The organism is Rhizobium sp. SEMIA4064 (assembly GCF_003025035.1).
Lineage (GTDB): Bacteria > Pseudomonadota > Alphaproteobacteria > Rhizobiales > Rhizobiaceae > Rhizobium > Rhizobium paranaense.
The window spans coordinates 1-17,723 of sequence record NZ_PYJN01000021.1; the positions used below are offsets into that span (position 1 = coordinate 1).

15 protein-coding genes and 1 pseudogene are annotated in these 17,723 nt (G+C 58.9%); 4 read left to right on the top strand and 12 right to left on the bottom strand.

Annotated elements, in window-relative coordinates; translation table 11 throughout:
* Nucleotides 1-636, bottom strand: a 636-nt coding sequence (locus C9E91_RS17125; RefSeq protein WP_146144005.1) for a hypothetical protein, incomplete at its 3' end; no start/stop codon positions are given.
* Nucleotides 637-877: 241 nt separating this feature from the next.
* Here C9E91_RS17125 and C9E91_RS17130 point away from each other — a divergent pair.
* A complete protein-coding gene (locus C9E91_RS17130; RefSeq protein WP_107109489.1) occupies nt 878-2,089 on the top strand; it encodes a type 1 periplasmic-binding domain-containing protein in 1,212 nt (403 codons plus the stop codon).
* Between the two features lie 249 nt (nt 2,090-2,338).
* Nucleotides 2,339-3,289, top strand: a complete 951-nt coding sequence (locus C9E91_RS17135; RefSeq protein WP_107109490.1) for a transglutaminase-like cysteine peptidase — start codon at nt 2,339-2,341, stop codon at nt 3,287-3,289.
* Nucleotides 3,290-3,350: 61 nt separating this feature from the next.
* On the opposite strand, the gene C9E91_RS17140 is transcribed toward C9E91_RS17135, so the two are convergent.
* Genes C9E91_RS17140 through C9E91_RS17155 form a run of 4 tightly spaced genes read right to left on the bottom strand, consistent with a single transcriptional unit; the run spans nt 3,351 to nt 8,900 of the window.
* Entirely contained in the window at nt 3,351-4,004 is a 654-nt protein-coding gene (locus C9E91_RS17140; protein WP_107109491.1) for a ribbon-helix-helix domain-containing protein, read from the bottom strand.
* A gap of 8 nt (nt 4,005-4,012) precedes the next feature.
* Nucleotides 4,013-5,314: an HlyD family type I secretion periplasmic adaptor subunit gene (locus C9E91_RS17145; RefSeq protein ID WP_107109492.1), complete on the bottom strand. Its 1,302-nt coding sequence runs from the start codon at nt 5,312-5,314 to the stop codon at nt 4,013-4,015.
* Nucleotides 5,314-7,464 carry a type I secretion system permease/ATPase gene (locus C9E91_RS17150; protein WP_107109493.1) on the bottom strand — a complete coding sequence of 717 codons (2,151 nt, stop codon included), beginning with the start codon at nt 7,462-7,464 and terminating at the stop codon, nt 5,314-5,316. The genes C9E91_RS17145 and C9E91_RS17150 overlap by 1 nt, the downstream gene beginning before the upstream one ends.
* A gap of 29 nt (nt 7,465-7,493) precedes the next feature.
* On the bottom strand, nt 7,494-8,900 hold the full coding sequence (locus C9E91_RS17155) for a TolC family outer membrane protein (protein WP_280951176.1): 1,407 nt from the start codon (nt 8,898-8,900) through the stop codon (nt 7,494-7,496).
* A gap of 720 nt (nt 8,901-9,620) precedes the next feature.
* Between C9E91_RS17155 and C9E91_RS17160 the strand changes: the two genes are divergently transcribed.
* Nucleotides 9,621-10,619 carry a sensor domain-containing diguanylate cyclase gene (locus tag C9E91_RS17160; protein WP_245407519.1) on the top strand — a complete coding sequence of 333 codons (999 nt, stop codon included), beginning with the start codon at nt 9,621-9,623 and terminating at the stop codon, nt 10,617-10,619.
* 95 nt (nt 10,620-10,714) lie between these two features.
* Here the strand turns inward: C9E91_RS17160 and C9E91_RS17165 are convergent, their stop codons facing one another.
* Nucleotides 10,715-11,257 (bottom strand): YbhB/YbcL family Raf kinase inhibitor-like protein, encoded by a 543-nt coding sequence (locus tag C9E91_RS17165; protein WP_107109496.1) that lies wholly within the window; start codon nt 11,255-11,257, stop codon nt 10,715-10,717.
* A gap of 38 nt (nt 11,258-11,295) precedes the next feature.
* Nucleotides 11,296-12,150, bottom strand: coding sequence for a helix-turn-helix domain-containing protein (locus C9E91_RS17170; protein WP_107109497.1), 855 nt, complete (start codon nt 12,148-12,150; stop codon nt 11,296-11,298).
* On the opposite strand from C9E91_RS17170, the gene C9E91_RS17175 reads away from it, so the two are divergent.
* Nucleotides 12,142-12,339, top strand: coding sequence for a hypothetical protein (locus C9E91_RS17175; RefSeq protein WP_107109498.1), 198 nt, complete (start codon nt 12,142-12,144; stop codon nt 12,337-12,339). The genes C9E91_RS17170 and C9E91_RS17175 overlap by 9 nt on opposite strands.
* A gap of 90 nt (nt 12,340-12,429) precedes the next feature.
* Here C9E91_RS17175 and C9E91_RS20120 read toward each other — a convergent pair whose 3' ends face one another.
* The 5 genes and pseudogenes from C9E91_RS20120 to hemA form a co-directional block, all read right to left on the bottom strand.
* Nucleotides 12,430-12,885: a DUF3734 domain-containing protein gene (locus C9E91_RS20120; protein WP_331371169.1), complete on the bottom strand. Its 456-nt coding sequence runs from the start codon at nt 12,883-12,885 to the stop codon at nt 12,430-12,432.
* Between the two features lie 155 nt (nt 12,886-13,040).
* A pseudogene (locus tag C9E91_RS20125) lies at nt 13,041-13,667 on the bottom strand (patatin-like phospholipase family protein); the annotation flags it as partial.
* Between the two features lie 48 nt (nt 13,668-13,715).
* Nucleotides 13,716-14,669, bottom strand: coding sequence for a helix-turn-helix domain-containing protein (locus tag C9E91_RS17185; protein WP_107109499.1), 954 nt, complete (start codon nt 14,667-14,669; stop codon nt 13,716-13,718).
* Between the two features lie 168 nt (nt 14,670-14,837).
* Nucleotides 14,838-16,697 carry an ABC transporter transmembrane domain-containing protein gene (locus C9E91_RS17190; RefSeq protein ID WP_107109500.1) on the bottom strand — a complete coding sequence of 620 codons (1,860 nt, stop codon included), beginning with the start codon at nt 16,695-16,697 and terminating at the stop codon, nt 14,838-14,840.
* Between the two features lie 114 nt (nt 16,698-16,811).
* The coding region (hemA, locus tag C9E91_RS17195; RefSeq protein WP_107109501.1) for a 5-aminolevulinate synthase at nt 16,812-17,723 on the bottom strand (912 nt) is incomplete at its 5' end.

Genomic DNA, 17,723 nt, shown 5'->3' on the forward strand with positions numbered 1-17,723 from the left:
GGGAACGCGAGTCTGGGTGCCAGACAGATTGCCGCCGTTACCGTTGCCGCCTATGTCGCCAGGACCGAGGAGACCGATCAGATTAAGCGGCGTGCGGGCATTCGCGGCCTGGCTGTCGGTGAACTGGTGGCCGGAATCCGTGCTATTGCCGGCGTGAACCGAACCGTCGGGACCCTCAGCGACGTTGATGCCCTGCTGCTGTAGTGCAGCGACAACGGCCTGCTGCGGCAGCGTGACTTCGCCGATCAGGAAGGTCGGGACGTGCAGCGCGCCGTTGATGATGACGATGCGCGTGCCGTCAGCCTGGATGAGAACAAGGTTGCGACCCTCGACATGGATATCGTCGATCGAGGTGTTCGCCGGCAGGTGGACGATGTTGCCATTGTCCGGCACGATTTGGATCGGCTGATGGCTGTCGGCGTTTTGCGGCTCGTTGGCGGCGACGCGCGCCGTCTTGCCGTTTGCCTGCTGCTCGGCGGCCTGCGCCACTTCGAACGCGGCAACATCAGCATTTTGCGACAACGGCAACCGCTGATCCACACCGATATCGGCTGCAAGGCCCCCGTTCCGGTCGCCCGATGCGAAATCGTTCGAAACCGCTTCGTGGTCTACCGTCGAAATGCGCGAATCTTCCATAAGTCTAACTCCCGGTGTCTCGTAATGTGGCGCCAATCAATTACGAGAGCGGGATGATTGCAATACTTCATTAACCTCACCGATATAGCCGGTTATGCACGACCGCAGATATATTTACCCATGGTTAACTCAACAACCGAACAACTCCTTAAGTATACCGCTTGACTTTCCGCCGGCCGCCGTGTGCAAATGCGCCACCATAGGCTGTCGCAGCCTGCGTTCGAGAATTGGGGAGTGAGTGGTGCCGTTCGCGATCAGCCTTTCGTCGAGCTTTTTGACCAATTGGCTGCGGCGCAGACAGCGTCGACGGCCTGCAGGCGGTGCCGTTCTCATTCTCTGCGCCAGTCTCGCCGGATGCCAGATGAACGGTGCCGGCTTGAGCAGCAACAGCAAGAACGACGACATAAAAATGCCGTCCACGGCCATCGAGGAAACCTACGGCGGCGAAAACGGCACGGAAATCACGCTGTTGCTGCGCAAGGGCGCGGCAGGCCTCTACGAAGGTCCGGCTCGCGACGTGCGTGATGGGGCAGTGCTTGGCGTCGGCGAGCTTGGCAACAATCAGATTCGGCTGCGCGTAAAAGATGTCGGCCCCGGTCTTGCGGGAATCGCGGCGCAGGTCGCTGCGGCCAAGGGCCGAAATGCCGCGCTGATCGTCAGCTATCTGCCGCCGGCCGAGACCGCTGCCATCGCCGCCATTCCCCCCGCTCAACGCCCGCCATTGCTTAACCTTGCGAGCGCTATGGCCTCGACGGGCGGCGATGTCTTCAACCTCGCTTCGGAAGAAATCGACAGCGCGGCCGAGGGCGTCAAGGCGGCCGGTCCCAGCGGTCACAAGAAGGTGTCGGCGCTCGTGCCTGCTGATTTTTCTCAAACCGATAGCACCCGATTGAGCAACGCCATCTGGAACAGCGGCAACACTTTCATGGGCCTCGGCCGTTACAACACAAGCGATCAGGCCGCGGATATCCTGACCAAGAACCGGCCGCTCATCCAATCGGCCGAAGTCGTGGTCATTCTCGGCGGCACGCCGGAAATCGGTATGGTGGCGGGCGCCGTGCGCAGTGCCGCCATTCCCGGCCAGGCACTCGTGGGCACCAACAGGTGGCCACAATCGGTCTATACGACGCCGGCTGTGACGGGGGCATTTGTCGCGACGGACGATACGCAAAGCAGCGGGCTCATTGCCGAGCGTTACCAACGCCACTTCAACCACCCGCTGACAACCTCGGGTGCCTATGGCTACGACGCCATGGCGATCGCCTCCGGCCTCATCCGCTCCCAGGGGCCGCAAGCCATCACCGCCGCCAACCTCATGAACAAGGTCGGCTTCCGCGGCACGACAGGCCTCTTCCGCTTCAATGCCGCCGGCATGGTGGAGCGCAAAATGGTGATCAATACGATCGACGGCGGCAAGCTGAAAGTCGCCGCGCAGCCCTCACAATCGTTTTGAAGCAGACCGGTAGGCATCCAGCACCAGCGCGCGTTGGAGTGCGCTGGTGCTGTTGCGTCATCGATTCCCGCACCATGCCAGATCATTTAGATGCGCCCGGTGACATCATCCTTAATGCTTTCACACCAAACCCAGTGGAATTTTATACTTATTTGATCGCTCAATTTATACTTAGATTATCTACGCTTCCGAACGCCATATTCAGAGGTATCGCGCATTATTCTCTCAACCAGGGAGAAATAAGCGCCAATGGAACGCAAGAAAAATAAAATTATACTTGCAGCACTTGCTGCGACTTCCCTTGCCTTTGGTCTGTCGTCATCAACCATTTGCCTGGCGGCAACCGGTGATACTGTCCGTCCGGTAGTCAACCTGCTTGCCGATCCGCGGGTCGCTACAGTGATCGATCTCTTTGCGCCGGCCGCAGCAAACGCAGCAAAGGCGATAAGAGGCGTCGACCTTGCCGCGCTGAGCCAGAGCCTTGCCGCCGAGCCGGCCGGCCTTCCGAGTAACGATACGGCCACTCTCCAGCCGGTACATCCCGCACAGCCGACCAATACCCCGATGGGCGACTCGGTGTTCGGAACCGTCGCCATTCCCTTCAAGCATCTTGCGGCGCTCGACAAGTTCGCTGGCCCGCTCGCCGAGATCCGGTCGGGCAAAGCGCTCGATTGCGCCGCGAGCGGATGCGACGCAGCCGCAGCCGCCGTCGCGGCCGCCGAGACAAAGACTGCCGGCGCCTCGATCCGCGACAAGATCAACACGATCAATTTCACCGTCAACCATGCCATCCGCTACGCCAGCGACAAGGATACCTATCATGTGGCGGATTACTGGGCGAAGCCGAGTGAGGCCCTATCGCACCAGCAGGGCGATTGCGAGGACTATGCCATATTAAAGATGGCCGCCCTCTACAAGGCAGGCGTCGACCTCGACCATATGACGCTGGTCGTCCTCTTCGATCAGCAGCGGCATTTCTACCACGCCGTCCTGTCGGTCTCTGTCAACGGCAACAACCTTATCCTAGACAACATGCGCGATGAGGTTTTGCCCGACAAGCGTATTGCCGAATATCTGCCGCTCTATTCGATCGTCGCCGGCCGCGGCTATCTGCACGGCTCCCGCGATCCTCATGCGCAAGCGGTTGTCGCCGCAATGCCGATCGCCAAGGTGGCTCCCGGCGAAGGCGAGATCCACTGATCGGACTGACCTTTTCGACCGTCCAGGACGAAGGCCGCGCATAACGAAAGTTGCGACGTTTTCAATAAACGGAAATATAACCGATCAGCATCGGCGCTTCATGCGTCGGCGCCAACGCCAGATTGATCTGGCCCGTTAGCGATTGCGAACCGAGGCCGATCTTGAAGCCGGTGTTCAGCGTCTTGCCGCGATTGGCCGATAGGACAGAGAGCACTTCCTCGACCTGGGTATCGATGGAAAAGCGCAGGGTGCGCGCCGTCTGCTGGACGTCATCAATCAGCGGCAGGCGATGGCGCAGCATCTTCAGGAAGGCATCGTTGAAGAGCTTGATCCCACGCTCCTGCGTCAACACCACCGCCGGCGTCGGCGACGCCTGAAGGACAGCATTCAGATTGGTCAGCGACGCGACATCCTCGATGGCATCCAGACGGTTCAGCGCCCATTTGAAGCTCAGCACGCGCAGCAAAGAGGCGAGATTGCCGGTTTCCGGCATGTCGGCGGCCGTGTGGTAAACGAGGTCGCCGATGCTAATGCCGCCAGCTTCGGACATTCGTCCGAGGCCGTCCCAATAGATCCGCTCCAGGCGAATGCCGCGACGCTCGCCGCCTCCGGTCACGGCGCGGAAACGAGGTTCCAGTTCGTCGCCATCGACAGACGGCAAGGCTTCGCTGCGGGCCATCGTCGTGACTTCGTCCTTTCCGGCTATTTTGCGCATGACCGCCCTCACCGCTCCGTCAGCGCTTCGGAGCGCGCCTTGTTGATCGGCTTCATCAGATAGGCGAGGATCGCTTTGCGGCCCGTCATAATCTCGGCCGAAGCCACCATGCCGGGGATGATCGGATAGTGCTTGCCGTCGCGCTCCAGGTCCGACTTGTCGGTCTTGATGCGCACGAGGTAATAGGTCTCGTTCTTGTCCTTATCGACGAGGCTGTCGGCAGAGACGTTGACGACCGTACCGTCCAGCGCGCCGAAGATCGAGAAATCGTAGGCCGAGATCTTGATGACCGCCGGCTGGCCGACGCGCACGAAGGCAACGTCGCGCGGTGAAATCTTCGCCTCGATCAGCAGATTGTCGGCTGTCGGCACGACGCCGGCGATGACCTTGCCGGCGTCGACATAGGCGCCGATCGTATTGACCTCCAGCGTATTGACGATGCCGTCGACCGGGGAACGAATATCTGTATGCTTGACCCGGTCGGATGCCCCGCGGATCGTCTCGTCGACGACGGACAGCTCCGACAGTGCCTGCCCCTTGTCGGTCAATGCCTGCTGGCGCAACTGCAGCCCGAGGTCGGTGACCTGTAGAGTCGCCTCCTTGACGGCCGCCTGCAGGCGATCCAGGCTTTCGACATAGACTTTGAGCTGACCTTGCAGGTCGACCAGGTCTCGCTGGACCTTCAGCACTTCGGTTTGGGCGACGAGCTTCTTCTCGCCGAGGGGCTTCAGCAGATCATACTGCTTCTGGGCACCGGCGATATTCTGCGTCAGCCGGTCTATATTGGCGTGCGCCTCGTCCAACTCGTTCTGATGCTGCTTCAAACGCTGATCGAGAACATCAAGCTTGTTCTGATAGGCGGCACGATCCGCCTCGAAGAGCTTTTCCTCGTTGTCGCAGACGTTCTTCGCCATGGCCAGAATATCGGCCGGGCAGACGAATTGTGCGTCGTAGTTGCCCGCCTCCTCCAAGGCAAGACGCTCGACCTTGGCACCGAGAGCACGGGCCTTGGCCACGGACTCGCCGAGCGTCGATTGCGTCGTGGTATTGTCGAGCTGGACCAGAAGATCGCCCTTATGGACGACCTGGCCGAGATTGACATTGATCTGCTGGACGATGCCGGGCTCGGACGACTGTACGATCTGCGTCTTCGATACCGGTATCACCTTCCCCTCGCCCCGTGCGATCTCGTCGATGTCGGCCAAGGCCGCCCAGGCGATGAAAGCGGCGATCATCAAGGCGCAGATACCGAGGATCAACCGGGCGAAAAGCGGAGGATTGTCGTGGATGTTGCGACGATGAGCAAGCATTATGACACCGCCTTGCGCTGCATCGCCTCGATGACGGCGTGCTTCGGTCCATCGGCAATGATGCGACCCTTGTCGATGACGATCAGCCGGTCGACGAGTTCCAACATACTGTGGCGATGGGTCGCCACCATCAGCGTTGTTTGCGGACCGAAGGCATTCGTCAGCTTGTTGATCAGGTGCCGTTCGCTCGCCAGATCCATCGCCCCCGAGGGCTCATCGAGGAAGACGATCTTCGGCCGGGTCAGGAGCAAGCGAGCGATGGTCAATGCCTGCTTCTGACCATTTGAGAGGTTCGCGCCGCGCTCGCCGACCGGCATGTCGAAACCGCGCGGGTGCACGGCGACGAATTCCTCGACACCGGTCATACGTGAGACGGCCAGCAGCTCCTCGTCGCTGGCATCGGCACGGCCGAGCAGCAGGTTTTCCTTCACTGTGCCGGAGAACAGGTCCGACGACTGACCAGCGACAGCCACGGCGGCGCGCACCTCGGCCATGTGATACTGGCGGATATCGACGCCATCGATGAGCACGCGGCCGCTGGCCGGCTGGAAAAGCCCGTCGAGCAGCCGGCCGATCGTCGTCTTGCCCGAACCGATACGGCCGATAACCCCGATCTTCTCGCCGGGCGTGACCGTGAAGGATAGCTGATTGATGACCGACTGGTCAGAACCCGGATATTGGAAAGAGACGTTCTGGAAGCTGAATGCGCCGCTGCGGATCTGCCGGTTGACAAAGCCAACAGTCGACGGCCGATCATCCGGCTGTTCCATGATCTTATCGAGGATGCGCAGCGACATAGTGGCCTGGCGGAAGCGCGCCAGTGTCATGGCGATCTGCCCGAAAGGCGCGCCGGCACGGCTCGCCAGCATGACGGTCGCGACGATCGCCCCCATGGCAATTTTTCCATCGGCGAATTCATAGGTGCCCGCCACGACGATGAACACGCTAACCATCTGCTGCAACAGCATCGTCAAGTTAATGGCGTTCGACGAGATGTGCTTGATGTCCTCGCTGGTGCGGCTCGAATATTTCGTCAGCTCCTGCCAGCGGCGCAGCATGGTCGCCTCGGCTCGAAGGCTCTTCAATGTCTCGATCGTCGAAATCGTCTCGACCAGCATCGACTGGCGACGCGATGCTTCATTCGTCGCAGTCGCCATGCGTTTGCCAATCTGCGCCTGGGCCACGAGGCCAATCACGACAGACAGAACGAAGGCAACGGCCGGAATAATCACCAGCCAGTCGGCGATCATGTAGATGACGATCAGGAAAATGATGACGAAGAGGCTGTCGATCAGCACGCCGATCGTGTTCGAGGTGAAGAATTCGCGCACGAATTCATATTGCGTCACGCGGTTGGCATATTCGCCTGTCGACATCGGACGGGAGGCCAGCGTCGAATTCAGGATCTTGTCGAAGATCAGTTGCGACAGGCGCAGATCCGCCTTGCGGCCAGCATAGTCGATCAGCGCTGCGCGGGCCGTCTTCAGCAGGAAATCGAAGAGATAGGCCAGGGAAATGCCGATCGTCAGCACCCAGAGCGTTGGGAACGCCTTGTTCGGCAGCACCCGGTCATAGACATTCATGGTGAAAAGCGGTGAGGCCAGCGCGATGACGTTGATAAACAGCGCCGCCAGCATGACGCGAGCATAGGTGCGCCAATAGGGCACCAGCGTCGTCGCGAGCCAGTGGCGCTTCTCGATCTCCATCGCATGACCGACGCGCGCTTCCTCCGAAGCATTCTGATAAAAGAGCGTGAAGGCAAAGGCCGCCTGCGGATTGAGCGCAGCAAGCTCATCCCGCGTCAAGCGGAGCGGCGCTCCGGTTGACGCGATGTCGATGACATAGGAGCCGTTTTCGGTCATTTCGAGCAATGGCAGCACACCGCCACCGGCAAAGGTGACGATGGCGGGACAGTCGAAATTGCCCAGCCGGCAATCGCGCTCCTTGTGCTTCAGCACCTGCAGGCCGACGCGTTCTGACAGCCGCTCGACATCGTCCTGCTCCATGGCTTCCAGAACCTCGTCCGGAACCCCTGAATAAAGCACTGTATCGGAGCTCGGGCGACCATAAAACGCGGCGACCGATTTAAATGCCGATTTAAAAGTCTGCAGCGGTACGCTCGCAGACACCTCAGGTGCCACGTTCAACATGGAGCACTATCCAATCCGGATCGCGACGATTAGCGAATCGGCTCGAGCAGATCCATCGGCAGGCCGGGCTTCTGATGCGAGTCGTATTTGGTATAGCCAGGATCAGCCGTGTTCGACGAAACAGCGAACTGATCACGGGCATAAGGCGTTGCCTGATCGACCGGCTTCAGCTTCATCGTCGACAACAGACTGCCCGATGCGGCGAGGATCTTGTATTCGGCAAAGAGCGAGGCGACATCCGCCGTCTTGGCCAAAACCTCGGTGTTGAAGCGAGTGTTCTGGGCATCCAACAGATCGAGCAGGGAGCGCTGACCGACCTTGAACTGCTCGCGATAGGACGTCACGAGCTGGGCGTTGGTCTTTTCCTGCCCGTCCAGGATATGCGCGAGCTGGGCCTGATTGGTACGCTCGCTCCAAGCGGAACGAACAGACTGATCGACCTCGCGATACGTCTCACTCAGCGCATAACGCTGTTCGGCGGCGCGACGGACCAGTTCCTGCTGATGGGCGGTATCGATGCCGCCGTGATAGAGGTTCCATTTGGCGACGACACCGACCTGGACGTCGTTGGTGTTACCCTTGTTACCGTCAACATCGTCACCCATACGGGCGCTGCCGACAAGGTCCAGCTTCGGCAGGAAGGCAGACTTGGAACCGCGGACATCGGCGTCAGCGGCATTCACGTCGGCCTTGCCCGAGGAAATCTGCGGATTGTTCTTTTGGGCAATGAAGACAGCGTCATCCAGCGTCTTCGGCAGGTAATGCGCCACGGAGGCCGGGCGCTGCGCATTGCTGATCGGCTCGCCGACGACCTGAAGGTAGCGGATCTTCGTCGCATCCAGCTCCTGCTTGGCTTCCTGAAGGCGGGCATTGGCCGCCTGCAGGCGCTCGCGGCCCTGATAGCGATCGGCATCGGTAAGGGCGCCGCCCTTGATGCTATCCTCGATGTTGCCGACCATCTGCTTGTGGAAGGCGACGTTCTTTTCCGCCGCCGCGACGATTTCCGTCTGCAGCATATATTCGAGATAGTCCTGCGTCACTTCAAGCGCTAGTGCTTCCGAGCGCTGCTGGACGCGAAAGGATGCGCTGTCGACACGAGCCGCCTGCTTGTCCTTCTGTGCCTTGCGGTCGCCCCCGTCATATAACGTCTGCGTAATCGTCAAGCTGACGTCGGCCGGATTCAGGTAATCCGTGCTACGCGACAAGGCTCCCGACGTGACGTCCGAAAGTCTACGGCGACCATAACCCGACTCCAGATCGACTGAAGGCAGATAAAGCCCCCTCGCCTGGCGCAGTTGGAACTCGGTTGCCTCCCGATTCTGGGCAGCCTCCATGATCTGCGGGTTGGTCTTCATTGTCTTGTCAATTGCCTGCTGCAGGGTCGTAGCGTATGCAGCGCCGCTCAATAAAGAACTAATGGCTACCGAAATCCCGATCGCCCCAATCAATCGCTTTCTACAAACCAAAATATTACCCTTCCCTATAGCAATACTTTGCTAATATACTGTCTAATAGCTTGTTCAACTATTAGGTAGACGAAATCACGCCCACTTGCAAAGTAGATTCCCATTCATTTTTCTGAAAGCAGTTAATATCCCGCCGCGCAAGCCTTATGGGCGAACAATTCGTCGACCATTTTTGGTCTATTCACAGCCGCAGCAAGATTGTTGCATAATTGCAAGAAGTCTTTGTCGGCGGTTTGATCGATGATGTCCCGTTAGGTTACGTACGGGGCCACACGGGATGTCGCTCAAAACCTAGAGAATGTCTGGCCTCGTGAGCACCTGCTCTTCGGGCATCAGTCAAACCGCGCAGACCTGGTTCGCTCCGGGACAGTGACAAAATTGCGCGAATACCTATCAACCGGTTTACTTTCTTCAATCTCTGTGGTTGCAGGAATGGGGATCGTTTGGGGCCGCTCAGAAAAAGCCTAAGAATAGCGGCATGGCCATCGTCATCACAAAACAATCCGCCTGACTCTGGATTTTCTTTTCCAGCCAGGCCGCCAACTCCATTTTTGATTGCACTAATTTCGTTGGTCCGTATTTTTGGAAACGCGAAAGCAAGTAATTTATGCCATCCTGTGTTGGACATGGTGATTTGGGACATCTTAATGAAGCCGGCAAACATCGTCGTGCGGTTGGCGGGGGCTTTTCATGCCTAGCCATCTAGGTGAAATACCGGAGCCGCACGCGATAGGCTCCCAGGAATTCATGCATTTGAAGGAGCTGTTTGATCGCTCGTTCAAGGCCGCTCAGATAGGTGTATGGGAGTGCAGCCTGCCGGATCAGACGCTAAGCTGGACGAACACGGTTTATGAATTCTTCGACCTTGTTCCGCAGACGCCATTGGCACGCGATGAAATCGTCAAACTCTATACGCCAGAAACCCGTAAACGTCTTAACGAGGTCCGCGAAAGGGCAATCCGTACAGGCGAAGGCTTCACCTTGGACGCCCAGATAGTTACCGCAAAAGGTAATAGCCGATGGATTAGAATAACTGCTTGCGTGGAGTTTACGAACGGCACGGCCGCAAGAATATTCGGAGTTAAACAGGACGTTACCGCCGAGAAGACAATGGTCGAGCAGCTACGCCGTCTGGCGGAACGCGACACCCTCACCGAACTTGCTTCTCGGACAAGGTTTGAAGCTTTCTTCAACGAGATATGCGCAGCCGACAATCAAAGCCCGCGGGCTCTCCTCTTGGCGGATCTCGATGGTTTTAAGGCTGTCAATGATACACTGGGACATCAGGCCGGGGACGACTGTCTCAAAGTTGCCGGCCGCAAACTCTCGCAGGCCGTCCCTGACGCCGACATGATCGCTCGCATTGGCGGCGACGAATTCGCCGTCATCCATCCATGTTCATCGGCTGAAGATCTCGCAAAGATTGCCACTCACATCGTAGAGGGCATGAATTGGATGATCCCTACGCCGACCAAGAACATTCAGATTACAACATCCGTTGGCGCTGCCATCATCGTTGCTGGCCAGTCGCCCAAAGATATATTTGCAAAAGCGGACCATGTCTTATACGGGGCAAAATCGGCGGGCAGGAACGGCTTCCGAATAGCGTCACCTTCGCGCTCTGCACTGGAAATCGCTCAGGCAACCCTGCACAAAGAGGGGAATAGCGTCTCATCAGGGAGATTCTAACGTCCTGAGATTTTTTGCCCCTGAGTCCGATGTGGCCGAGGTTCGGATTACCTCGGCCAACGATTGGCATTCGGAGGGACCGCTATCGACCGGCTTCAACGGCCGTAGGTGACTTCAACGGACGCCTTGCCGAGCGTATTAGCCCTGACATAGAAGCCGACCATGGCAGCAGGCGCTGTCTCCGGCAGGGGAAGCTTTTCCACGGACAGCGCGTAGACGGTGAATTGATAGTGGTGCGGCGCATCACCTGCCGGCGGGCATGCGCCGCCATATCCCGATGTGCCGAAGTCGGTGTGGCCTTCCACGGCACCGCCGGGAAGCTTCTTGTCACCGCTTGCGCCGGTGGCGATCTTCGAGACATTTGCCGGAATGTTGAACACCGACCAATGCCACCAGCCCGAGCCGGTCGGAGCGTCGGGATCGTACGCCATGATGGCGAAACTTTTGGTACCCTCGGGAGCGCCGGACCAGACGAGTTCCGGCGAGATGTTCTTACCCGAGCAGCCGAAGCTGTTGAAGACCTGTTCATTGGCCATGGGTTTGCCCACGGTCAAATCCGTCGAAGTGAGCTTCATTTCGGCGTGCACGGTGGTGGCACCGATCAAGGATGTGGCGAGAAGTGCTGTTATGAAACGCATTTTGCTTTCCTGCGGTTGATCATGCCGCACAGCTATCGTCACCGGGAAAGCACGTCTGCCCCGCTACGCTCAACTTCTGTCCCGATCCGCTCAACCGGCTCGGATCCGTTGCGCACATGGCGAGGACTGACGCCGAACCGCTCCTTGAATCGCGCCGCGAACTGAGAAGGTGAATGATAGCCGACTTCGAGCGCAACCTGCGCCATGGAAAGGGCCGTCGTCTGAACGAGGCCCAGGGCTCTGTTCATCCGGGTATCGCTCAGGATCTCACTGAAGCTCGTATTCTCGGCGGCCAGCTTACGCCTGAGCGTCGCTTCGCTCATGTTGAACGCATGCGCTGCGTGCCGCAGCGTCCAGTCAAAGGCCGGATCGGTTTCAATCATCTGTCTTAGCCGATCTTCGAGCCGAGGGCTCGAGCTTTGGCCCAATACTGCTCCGCATAGCGCAAACCAGGTAATGAGTTCCATTAAGCGCGCTCTGGCGATGGCGCTGGGAAGTCTGGTCAGATTGCCGGGCTGACAGCAATATTCGAACAATGCAGCCGCTTCATCAGGCATATTGGATGAACGTGCGGGAAGAGGCATCGATGGGACAGCAACCGAACCCATGCGGGCATAGGCATCCTCGAACAATTGCCGGGGAACGGAAAGCGCGATGGTCTGATACTGCTGCGGAGCCTTTGGAATGTTTTCCATCGTCAGCGGTTGGTAATCGGGCAACAGGCCATATGCGCCGGCGTCAAGCCGTAGGGGCTTGTCATTCGCCGTGACGATCTTCGTTCCCGATTGCACCTGTATCAGCAACGGGTTCGTATTGACCAGGCGATAGAAACAGGCTCGCCCACCCTGTCGTATCAGGGCTCCGGTCGGAATGGGAAAATCCTGGTGCTCCATGCACTCTCCAGCGATGCGGCGACGGCGGCTCATAAGCTCCGTCTGCCAGATCGTGAGACCGAAGCCAAGATGCCGAACACCACAAGAGCGATTCCGGCGACGGCAAGAGCCGACATGAAAACGCCCGCCTCACCGCCGCTTGCCCTTGAGGATGTCCTTCAGGAAATGGTGGCCTGGAAAAATCCCTAAGATTACGTGATATCGGTCATCGCAACGCTCTTTGTTGAGAGCGTTGCGATGACCTGCATATAGCTCCGCGCAACAATATGTTTCTGGAGATCAGCTCGGATCGTTCCGGTGAACGTCGTGCACGGTCATGCCGATCGATTCCGGCGGCTTTTCCAACCAGCGGCGATGCTTTAGGGTCTTGCGGGTGTCTTGATAGCCAGAATCCCAGTGCTCGCGCATCGAGGTGCCCGAGAATTCGTAGTCCTTGGCGTCGCTCTCGTAGATCTTCTGCTGGTAGATAAGATGGACGATGTTGATCCGCGGCACATCCTCCATAGCGATCAGGAATCGCCGATCATCGTGCGTCAGCGCCTCCGGAGGCACGCGCAGCAGCGCCTGGCGCAGCTTCAGCCGCAGATTGTGCATGCGGCGGAACGTATCCGTATTGTTACGCATAGGGCTGGAATACATGATGTCCTTATGGCGAGCGAGCACATCAGCCATGTCGCGGGGCAGGATGCCGCGTGCGCTGAAGAGATCGACCTGGAAGACCAGCGTGTCGCGCACTTCTTCCTGCTCCAGGAGATATTGCAGAGGCGTATTCGAGACGATGCCGCCGTCCCAGTAATATTCGTTCTCGATGCGGACGGAGGGGAAGGCCGGGGCAGCGCACCGGAGGCCATGACATGCTCCGCGCTCAGCACCTCGAAATGGCTGTCGAAATAGCGGTAGTTGCCAGTGCGCACATTGACGGCACCGACGCTAAGCCTCTGTCGGCGATCGTTCAGCACGTTCCAGTCGATCAGGCGGTTGAGCGTCTTCTTCAGCTCCGAGGTATCATAGAAGCTCGTCGCGCCCATAGCACCCGGAAGCTGGAACCAGGGATTGATCTGATTGGGCGTGAAGAAGCCGGGCAGGCCCGACATCATCGTCAGCATCGAACTCGTCTGGTTGCGCATCTTGCGGAACACCTCGCCTTCCAGCGTGAAATGCCAGATCTTGCGATGGGAGATCGTCTCCCAGAAATCACGCAGCCGGTCGAGCCGGTTACCACGCGTATTCCCGGCGATGATCGCGGCGTTAACCGCACCGATCGAGACGCCGGAAAGCCACTTCGGTTGGCAAGGGCTTTCGGCTGGATCGCATCGCTCATCGGGTTCTCCATTGTCGCTTTGGCGAAGGGCATCTTCACCTAGCTTTGGATCACGCCGACATGTCGCTGATATGACGAGACAGCACGCAAAAGTCGCTGAAATTGGACACGAATGAAAAGTCTGGATTGCGTACTGCGTGTTGTTTTGGACCTGCCCTAGCCGCGCGTCTGGAGCAGCAATCAGGCGGAAGGCCAGATCAACCGCCTAAAGACCGCGTCGCACCTCTGCGACACTTTCGTGCGGTCAATGCAGATCCAGCTTCCTCATCTTGCGATGAAGGGTGGCACGGTTCATACCGAGCGCGAGTGCTGCCTGCGTCACATTGCCATTGGCGCGCGAAAGCGCTCTCAAAAGAGCAGCACGTTCGGCCTCTTGAAGAGCTTCTTCATCGCCCGGATGGCTTTCCCGCAGGGCATCGGCGGCTGGAACGCCGGCGGAAATTCTGTTGTCGTCGAGCTTTAACGCCACGCGTGCGGCTCTCGTCGCGCCAAGCAGCATGTCGTTCCGATCGACCGCAAGAAGCGCCGAGGTCGAACCGCTATCGGTCGGAACCATAACGAAGCGAGCCCCGGCAAACGCGCTCCGGAAAAGACCGAGTTCGATGCGCATGGCCGCCTCGCGAACCGTCTGGTAGATGATAGCCAGCGTCACGTCGTTAACGTCCTCGCGGCACGTCGAAACGTCAAGCGCGCCCGCCATCAGACCGCGATGATCGCGGATCGGCGCCGTAGTGCAGCTCAAATTGATATTGGAGCAGAAAAAATGCTGATCACGGACGATCGTCACCGCCCGATCGTCGGCAAGCGCCGTGCCGATGCCATTCGTGCCGATGCTCGCCTCAGTCCAGACGGAACCGGTCCAAAGGCCGAGATTCTGGAACTCTTGATCGTCGCCCGCCGTACCGCGCCGTTCCAGCGCAATGCCGTCACGATCGGTCAGAAGCAGGCAGCAGCCCGCTCTACCGACCGTCGAGAAAAGCCGGCCGAGTTCATCAGCCGCTTCCACCACCAGCCTTTCCGACTGTTGGCGTGCCAGTCGAAATTCCTGGTCGCTCAGACGAACAGGCAACCGCTTCTCCTCCGGCGCCAGTCGATGCATCGTCATGCAGCGCCGCCAGGAGGCGACGATCGTCGAACTTGCAGCAACAGACTGCGCGGATGCATAGACTGCATCCGCATGCGCAGATTGCTCATACATTAGGTTCCTCCCACCGAATGTTAGATCAATTCTTGCTAAAAAAGTGCCCGATGGCAATCTCTGGGCGGACCGCCACCCGATGTGTTTCGTGGAAAGGCCAATCGCCACCCCCCTTCCCTTGGGTAACGTTGATGCTTCAGAACGATAGCCGCGCGGCGAGATTGGACATCAGGCCGCGTCCTGTTCGCAATATGAGCCATCGGTCTGGAACTGCAATTCGGCCAAGCGCGTGTAGAGCCCTCCCTGACGAAGGAGAGTGGCATGAGTCCCCTCCTCTACAATCCTGCCTTTGTCCATCACCAGTATTCGGTCGGCCTTGAGCACCGTCGCCAAACGGTGAGCGATGACGATTGTCGACCGGTTGTCCATCAGCTCTTCCAGGCCGCGTTGAACCAGGAATTCGTTCTCGGCATCCAGCGACGCCGTTGCCTCGTCCAGGAGCAGAATGGGAGTGTCCTTAAGGATTGCGCGGGCGATCGCGAGGCGTTGCCGTTGCCCGCCGGAAAGCGTGAGGCCCCGTTCGCCAACCACGGTGTCATAGCCACTTGGCAAATTGACCACGAAATCATGAGCCTGTGCCTTGACTGCGGCGGCCATCACTTCCTCCCGCGTGGCACCAGGGCGTCCGAAAGCAATGTTTTCGAAAATCGACGTCGCAAAGATTGTGACATCCTGCGGCACGATCGAAACATTGCGTCTGAGGTCTTCTTGCGAAAGCAGCCGCAGATCGGCGCCATCGACCGAAATGGCACCGGCCTGGACATCATAGAATCCCAGGAGCATGGAGAATACCGTGCTTTTTCCAGAGCCCGACGGTCCGACCAGCGCGACCGTCTCGCCCGGCTCGACTCTCATCGACAGCCCCTGCAGAATTTCCTGTGTCGGAGCGCCGGGGTAGGAGAAGTGCACATCCGCAATGTCGATGGCCCCTCGAACCGGATTGGCCATCGGGACGCATTCGCGCGGATCGCGTTGGTAGGTCGGCTCCTGCATGAGTTCGAACAGCCTTCCGGCGGCACCCGTGGCCTGCGCGAGTTCACCCCATACCTCGGATAGCGATCCGAGCGATCCGGCGGCGATGACCGAGTAGATCAGAAACTGGCTGAGGCTTCCCGCCGACAAGGTTCCTGTGAGGACGCTATGCGCCCCGATCCAGAGCACCCCCACAACGCTTCCGAATATCAGCGTGATCGCGACGCCGGTGAGACATGCCCTGGCGCGGGCGGCCGCAATTGCCTTGCGGTATGAGAATTCTACGTCTCCAGCATATTTCTGGTGGGCGGCATCTTCGCCGTTGAACGACTGCAGCGTACGATTTGCCGCAATGATTTCAGCGGCGTAAGCCGAGGCACTCGCAAGCGAATCCTGCGCGGCGCGCGACTTCTTCCGGACTGATCGCCCGAAGACTATCAACGGTGCGATGATGAGCGGGATTGCGCCGATAGCGATAGCGGAAAGACCCGGACTGGTGACAAACATCATGCTGAGAGCACCGAGGCAGAGGATCGAATTTCTCAATGCTACGGATGCGGTCAGGCTCACCGCCGACTTCACCTGAGCAGCGTCGGCGGTAAGGCGCGAAGCGATCTCTCCAGACCTGTTGCAGTCAAAGAACGTCGCCGGCAGCCGAGCTATATGGCCGAACACCGCCGAGCGCAGGTCGGTGACGATCCGTTCTCCCAGCGCGGTCACATAGTAGTAGCGGAGCGCACTGGCTATTGCCAAAGCGATTGCCAGCACCATCACCATAAGAAAATAGCGATTTATGAAAGCGCCATCTGCCTGGGTGAAGCCATTGTCGATCATACGACGAACAGCCATCGGAAGGGCGAGGGAAATCAGCGCCGCGGCCGTCAGGGCCAAAAGAGCAGAGGCTGAAAGAAAACCATGGCGGCGCAAGAAAGGAAGGAGGCGTACGAGGCGCGTGGCAGTCTGTTTTCTTGATGACGGATGTTGTTTGCCTTCATCGTCTTCACGTGCAGGGCCGTGGGATAGTTGTGCAGGCTGTCGGTCGTGCTGAGCTATCATCAACGCCGTGGTCTCCTAAGATTTACATGATGCTCTTGTCCGTCGGATTGCCGATGGCGTCGTTGATTATTGTCAATTACGAGCCGCGTTTCGGGGCTTGGTACACATTCGCCCCTAAGCGGCGACTCGGGCCAGCGCACAGCGCGACCAGAGGGCATGCAGCGCGCCGACGAGATGGTCGATATCGGCATCCGAATGCAGCGGCGTCGGCGTGATGCGCAGGCGTTCGGTCTTCTTCGGCACGGTCGGATAGTTGATCGGCTGCACGTAGACGCCCATGTCGAGCAGCAGGTCCGAGATCCATTTGCACTTGGCGGCATCGCCGACCAAAACCGGCACGACATGGCTCGGGTTCGGCATATGCGGAATGCCGGAGGCATCGAGCTGGGCGCGCAGCCGGCGCACCCGGTCCTGATGGCGGGCACGTTCGAACTGGCTGGCCTTCAGATGCCGGATCGAGGCGACAGCCCCCGCCGCCAAGGCCGGCGGCAGCGACGTCGTGAAGATGAAGCCGGAGGCAAAGGAGCGGATGAAATCGCAAAGTGCGGTCGACGCAGCAATATAGCCGCCCATGACGCCGAAGGCCTTGCCGAGCGTGCCCTCGATCACCGTCAGCCGGTCCATCAGCCCTTCGCGCTCGGCAATGCCGCCGCCGCGCGGGCCGTACATGCCAACGGCATGCACTTCGTCGAGATAGGTCATCGCGCCATATTGGTCGGCGAGATCGCAGATCTCCTTGATCGGCGCGATGTCTCCATCCATCGAATAGACGCTTTCGAAAGCGATCAGCTTCGGCGCCTTCGGATCGGCGGCCTTCAGCTTGGCTTCGAGATCATGCAAGTCGTTGTGCTTCCAGATGACCTTGTCGCACTTGGCATAACGGATGCCCTCGATCATCGAGGCATGGTTCAGCGCATCCGAGAAGATGATCAGGCCGGGGATCTTCGCACCGAGCGTGCCGAGCGTCGCCCAGTTGGAGATATAGCCGGAGGTGAAGATCAGCGCGGATTCCTTGCCGTGCAGATC

Excerpts from the sequence above, each read along its gene's own strand:
- C9E91_RS17135 (WP_107109490.1), top strand. The coding sequence starts at position 2,339 with ATGGAACGCAAGAAAAATAAAATTATACTTGCAGCACTTGCTGCGACT.
- C9E91_RS17140 (WP_107109491.1), bottom strand. The coding sequence starts at position 4,004 with ATGCGCAAAATAGCCGGAAAGGACGAAGTCACGACGATGGCCCGCAGC.
- C9E91_RS17145 (WP_107109492.1), bottom strand. The coding sequence starts at position 5,314 with ATGCTTGCTCATCGTCGCAACATCCACGACAATCCTCCGCTTTTCGCC.
- C9E91_RS17150 (WP_107109493.1), bottom strand. The coding sequence starts at position 7,464 with ATGTTGAACGTGGCACCTGAGGTGTCTGCGAGCGTACCGCTGCAGACT.
- C9E91_RS17160 (WP_245407519.1), top strand. The coding sequence starts at position 9,621 with ATGCCTAGCCATCTAGGTGAAATACCGGAGCCGCACGCGATAGGCTCC.
- C9E91_RS17165 (WP_107109496.1), bottom strand. The coding sequence starts at position 11,257 with ATGCGTTTCATAACAGCACTTCTCGCCACATCCTTGATCGGTGCCACC.
- C9E91_RS17170 (WP_107109497.1), bottom strand. The coding sequence starts at position 12,150 with ATGGAGCACCAGGATTTTCCCATTCCGACCGGAGCCCTGATACGACAG.
- C9E91_RS17185 (WP_107109499.1), bottom strand. The coding sequence starts at position 14,669 with ATGTATGAGCAATCTGCGCATGCGGATGCAGTCTATGCATCCGCGCAG.
- C9E91_RS17190 (WP_107109500.1), bottom strand. The coding sequence starts at position 16,697 with ATGATAGCTCAGCACGACCGACAGCCTGCACAACTATCCCACGGCCCT.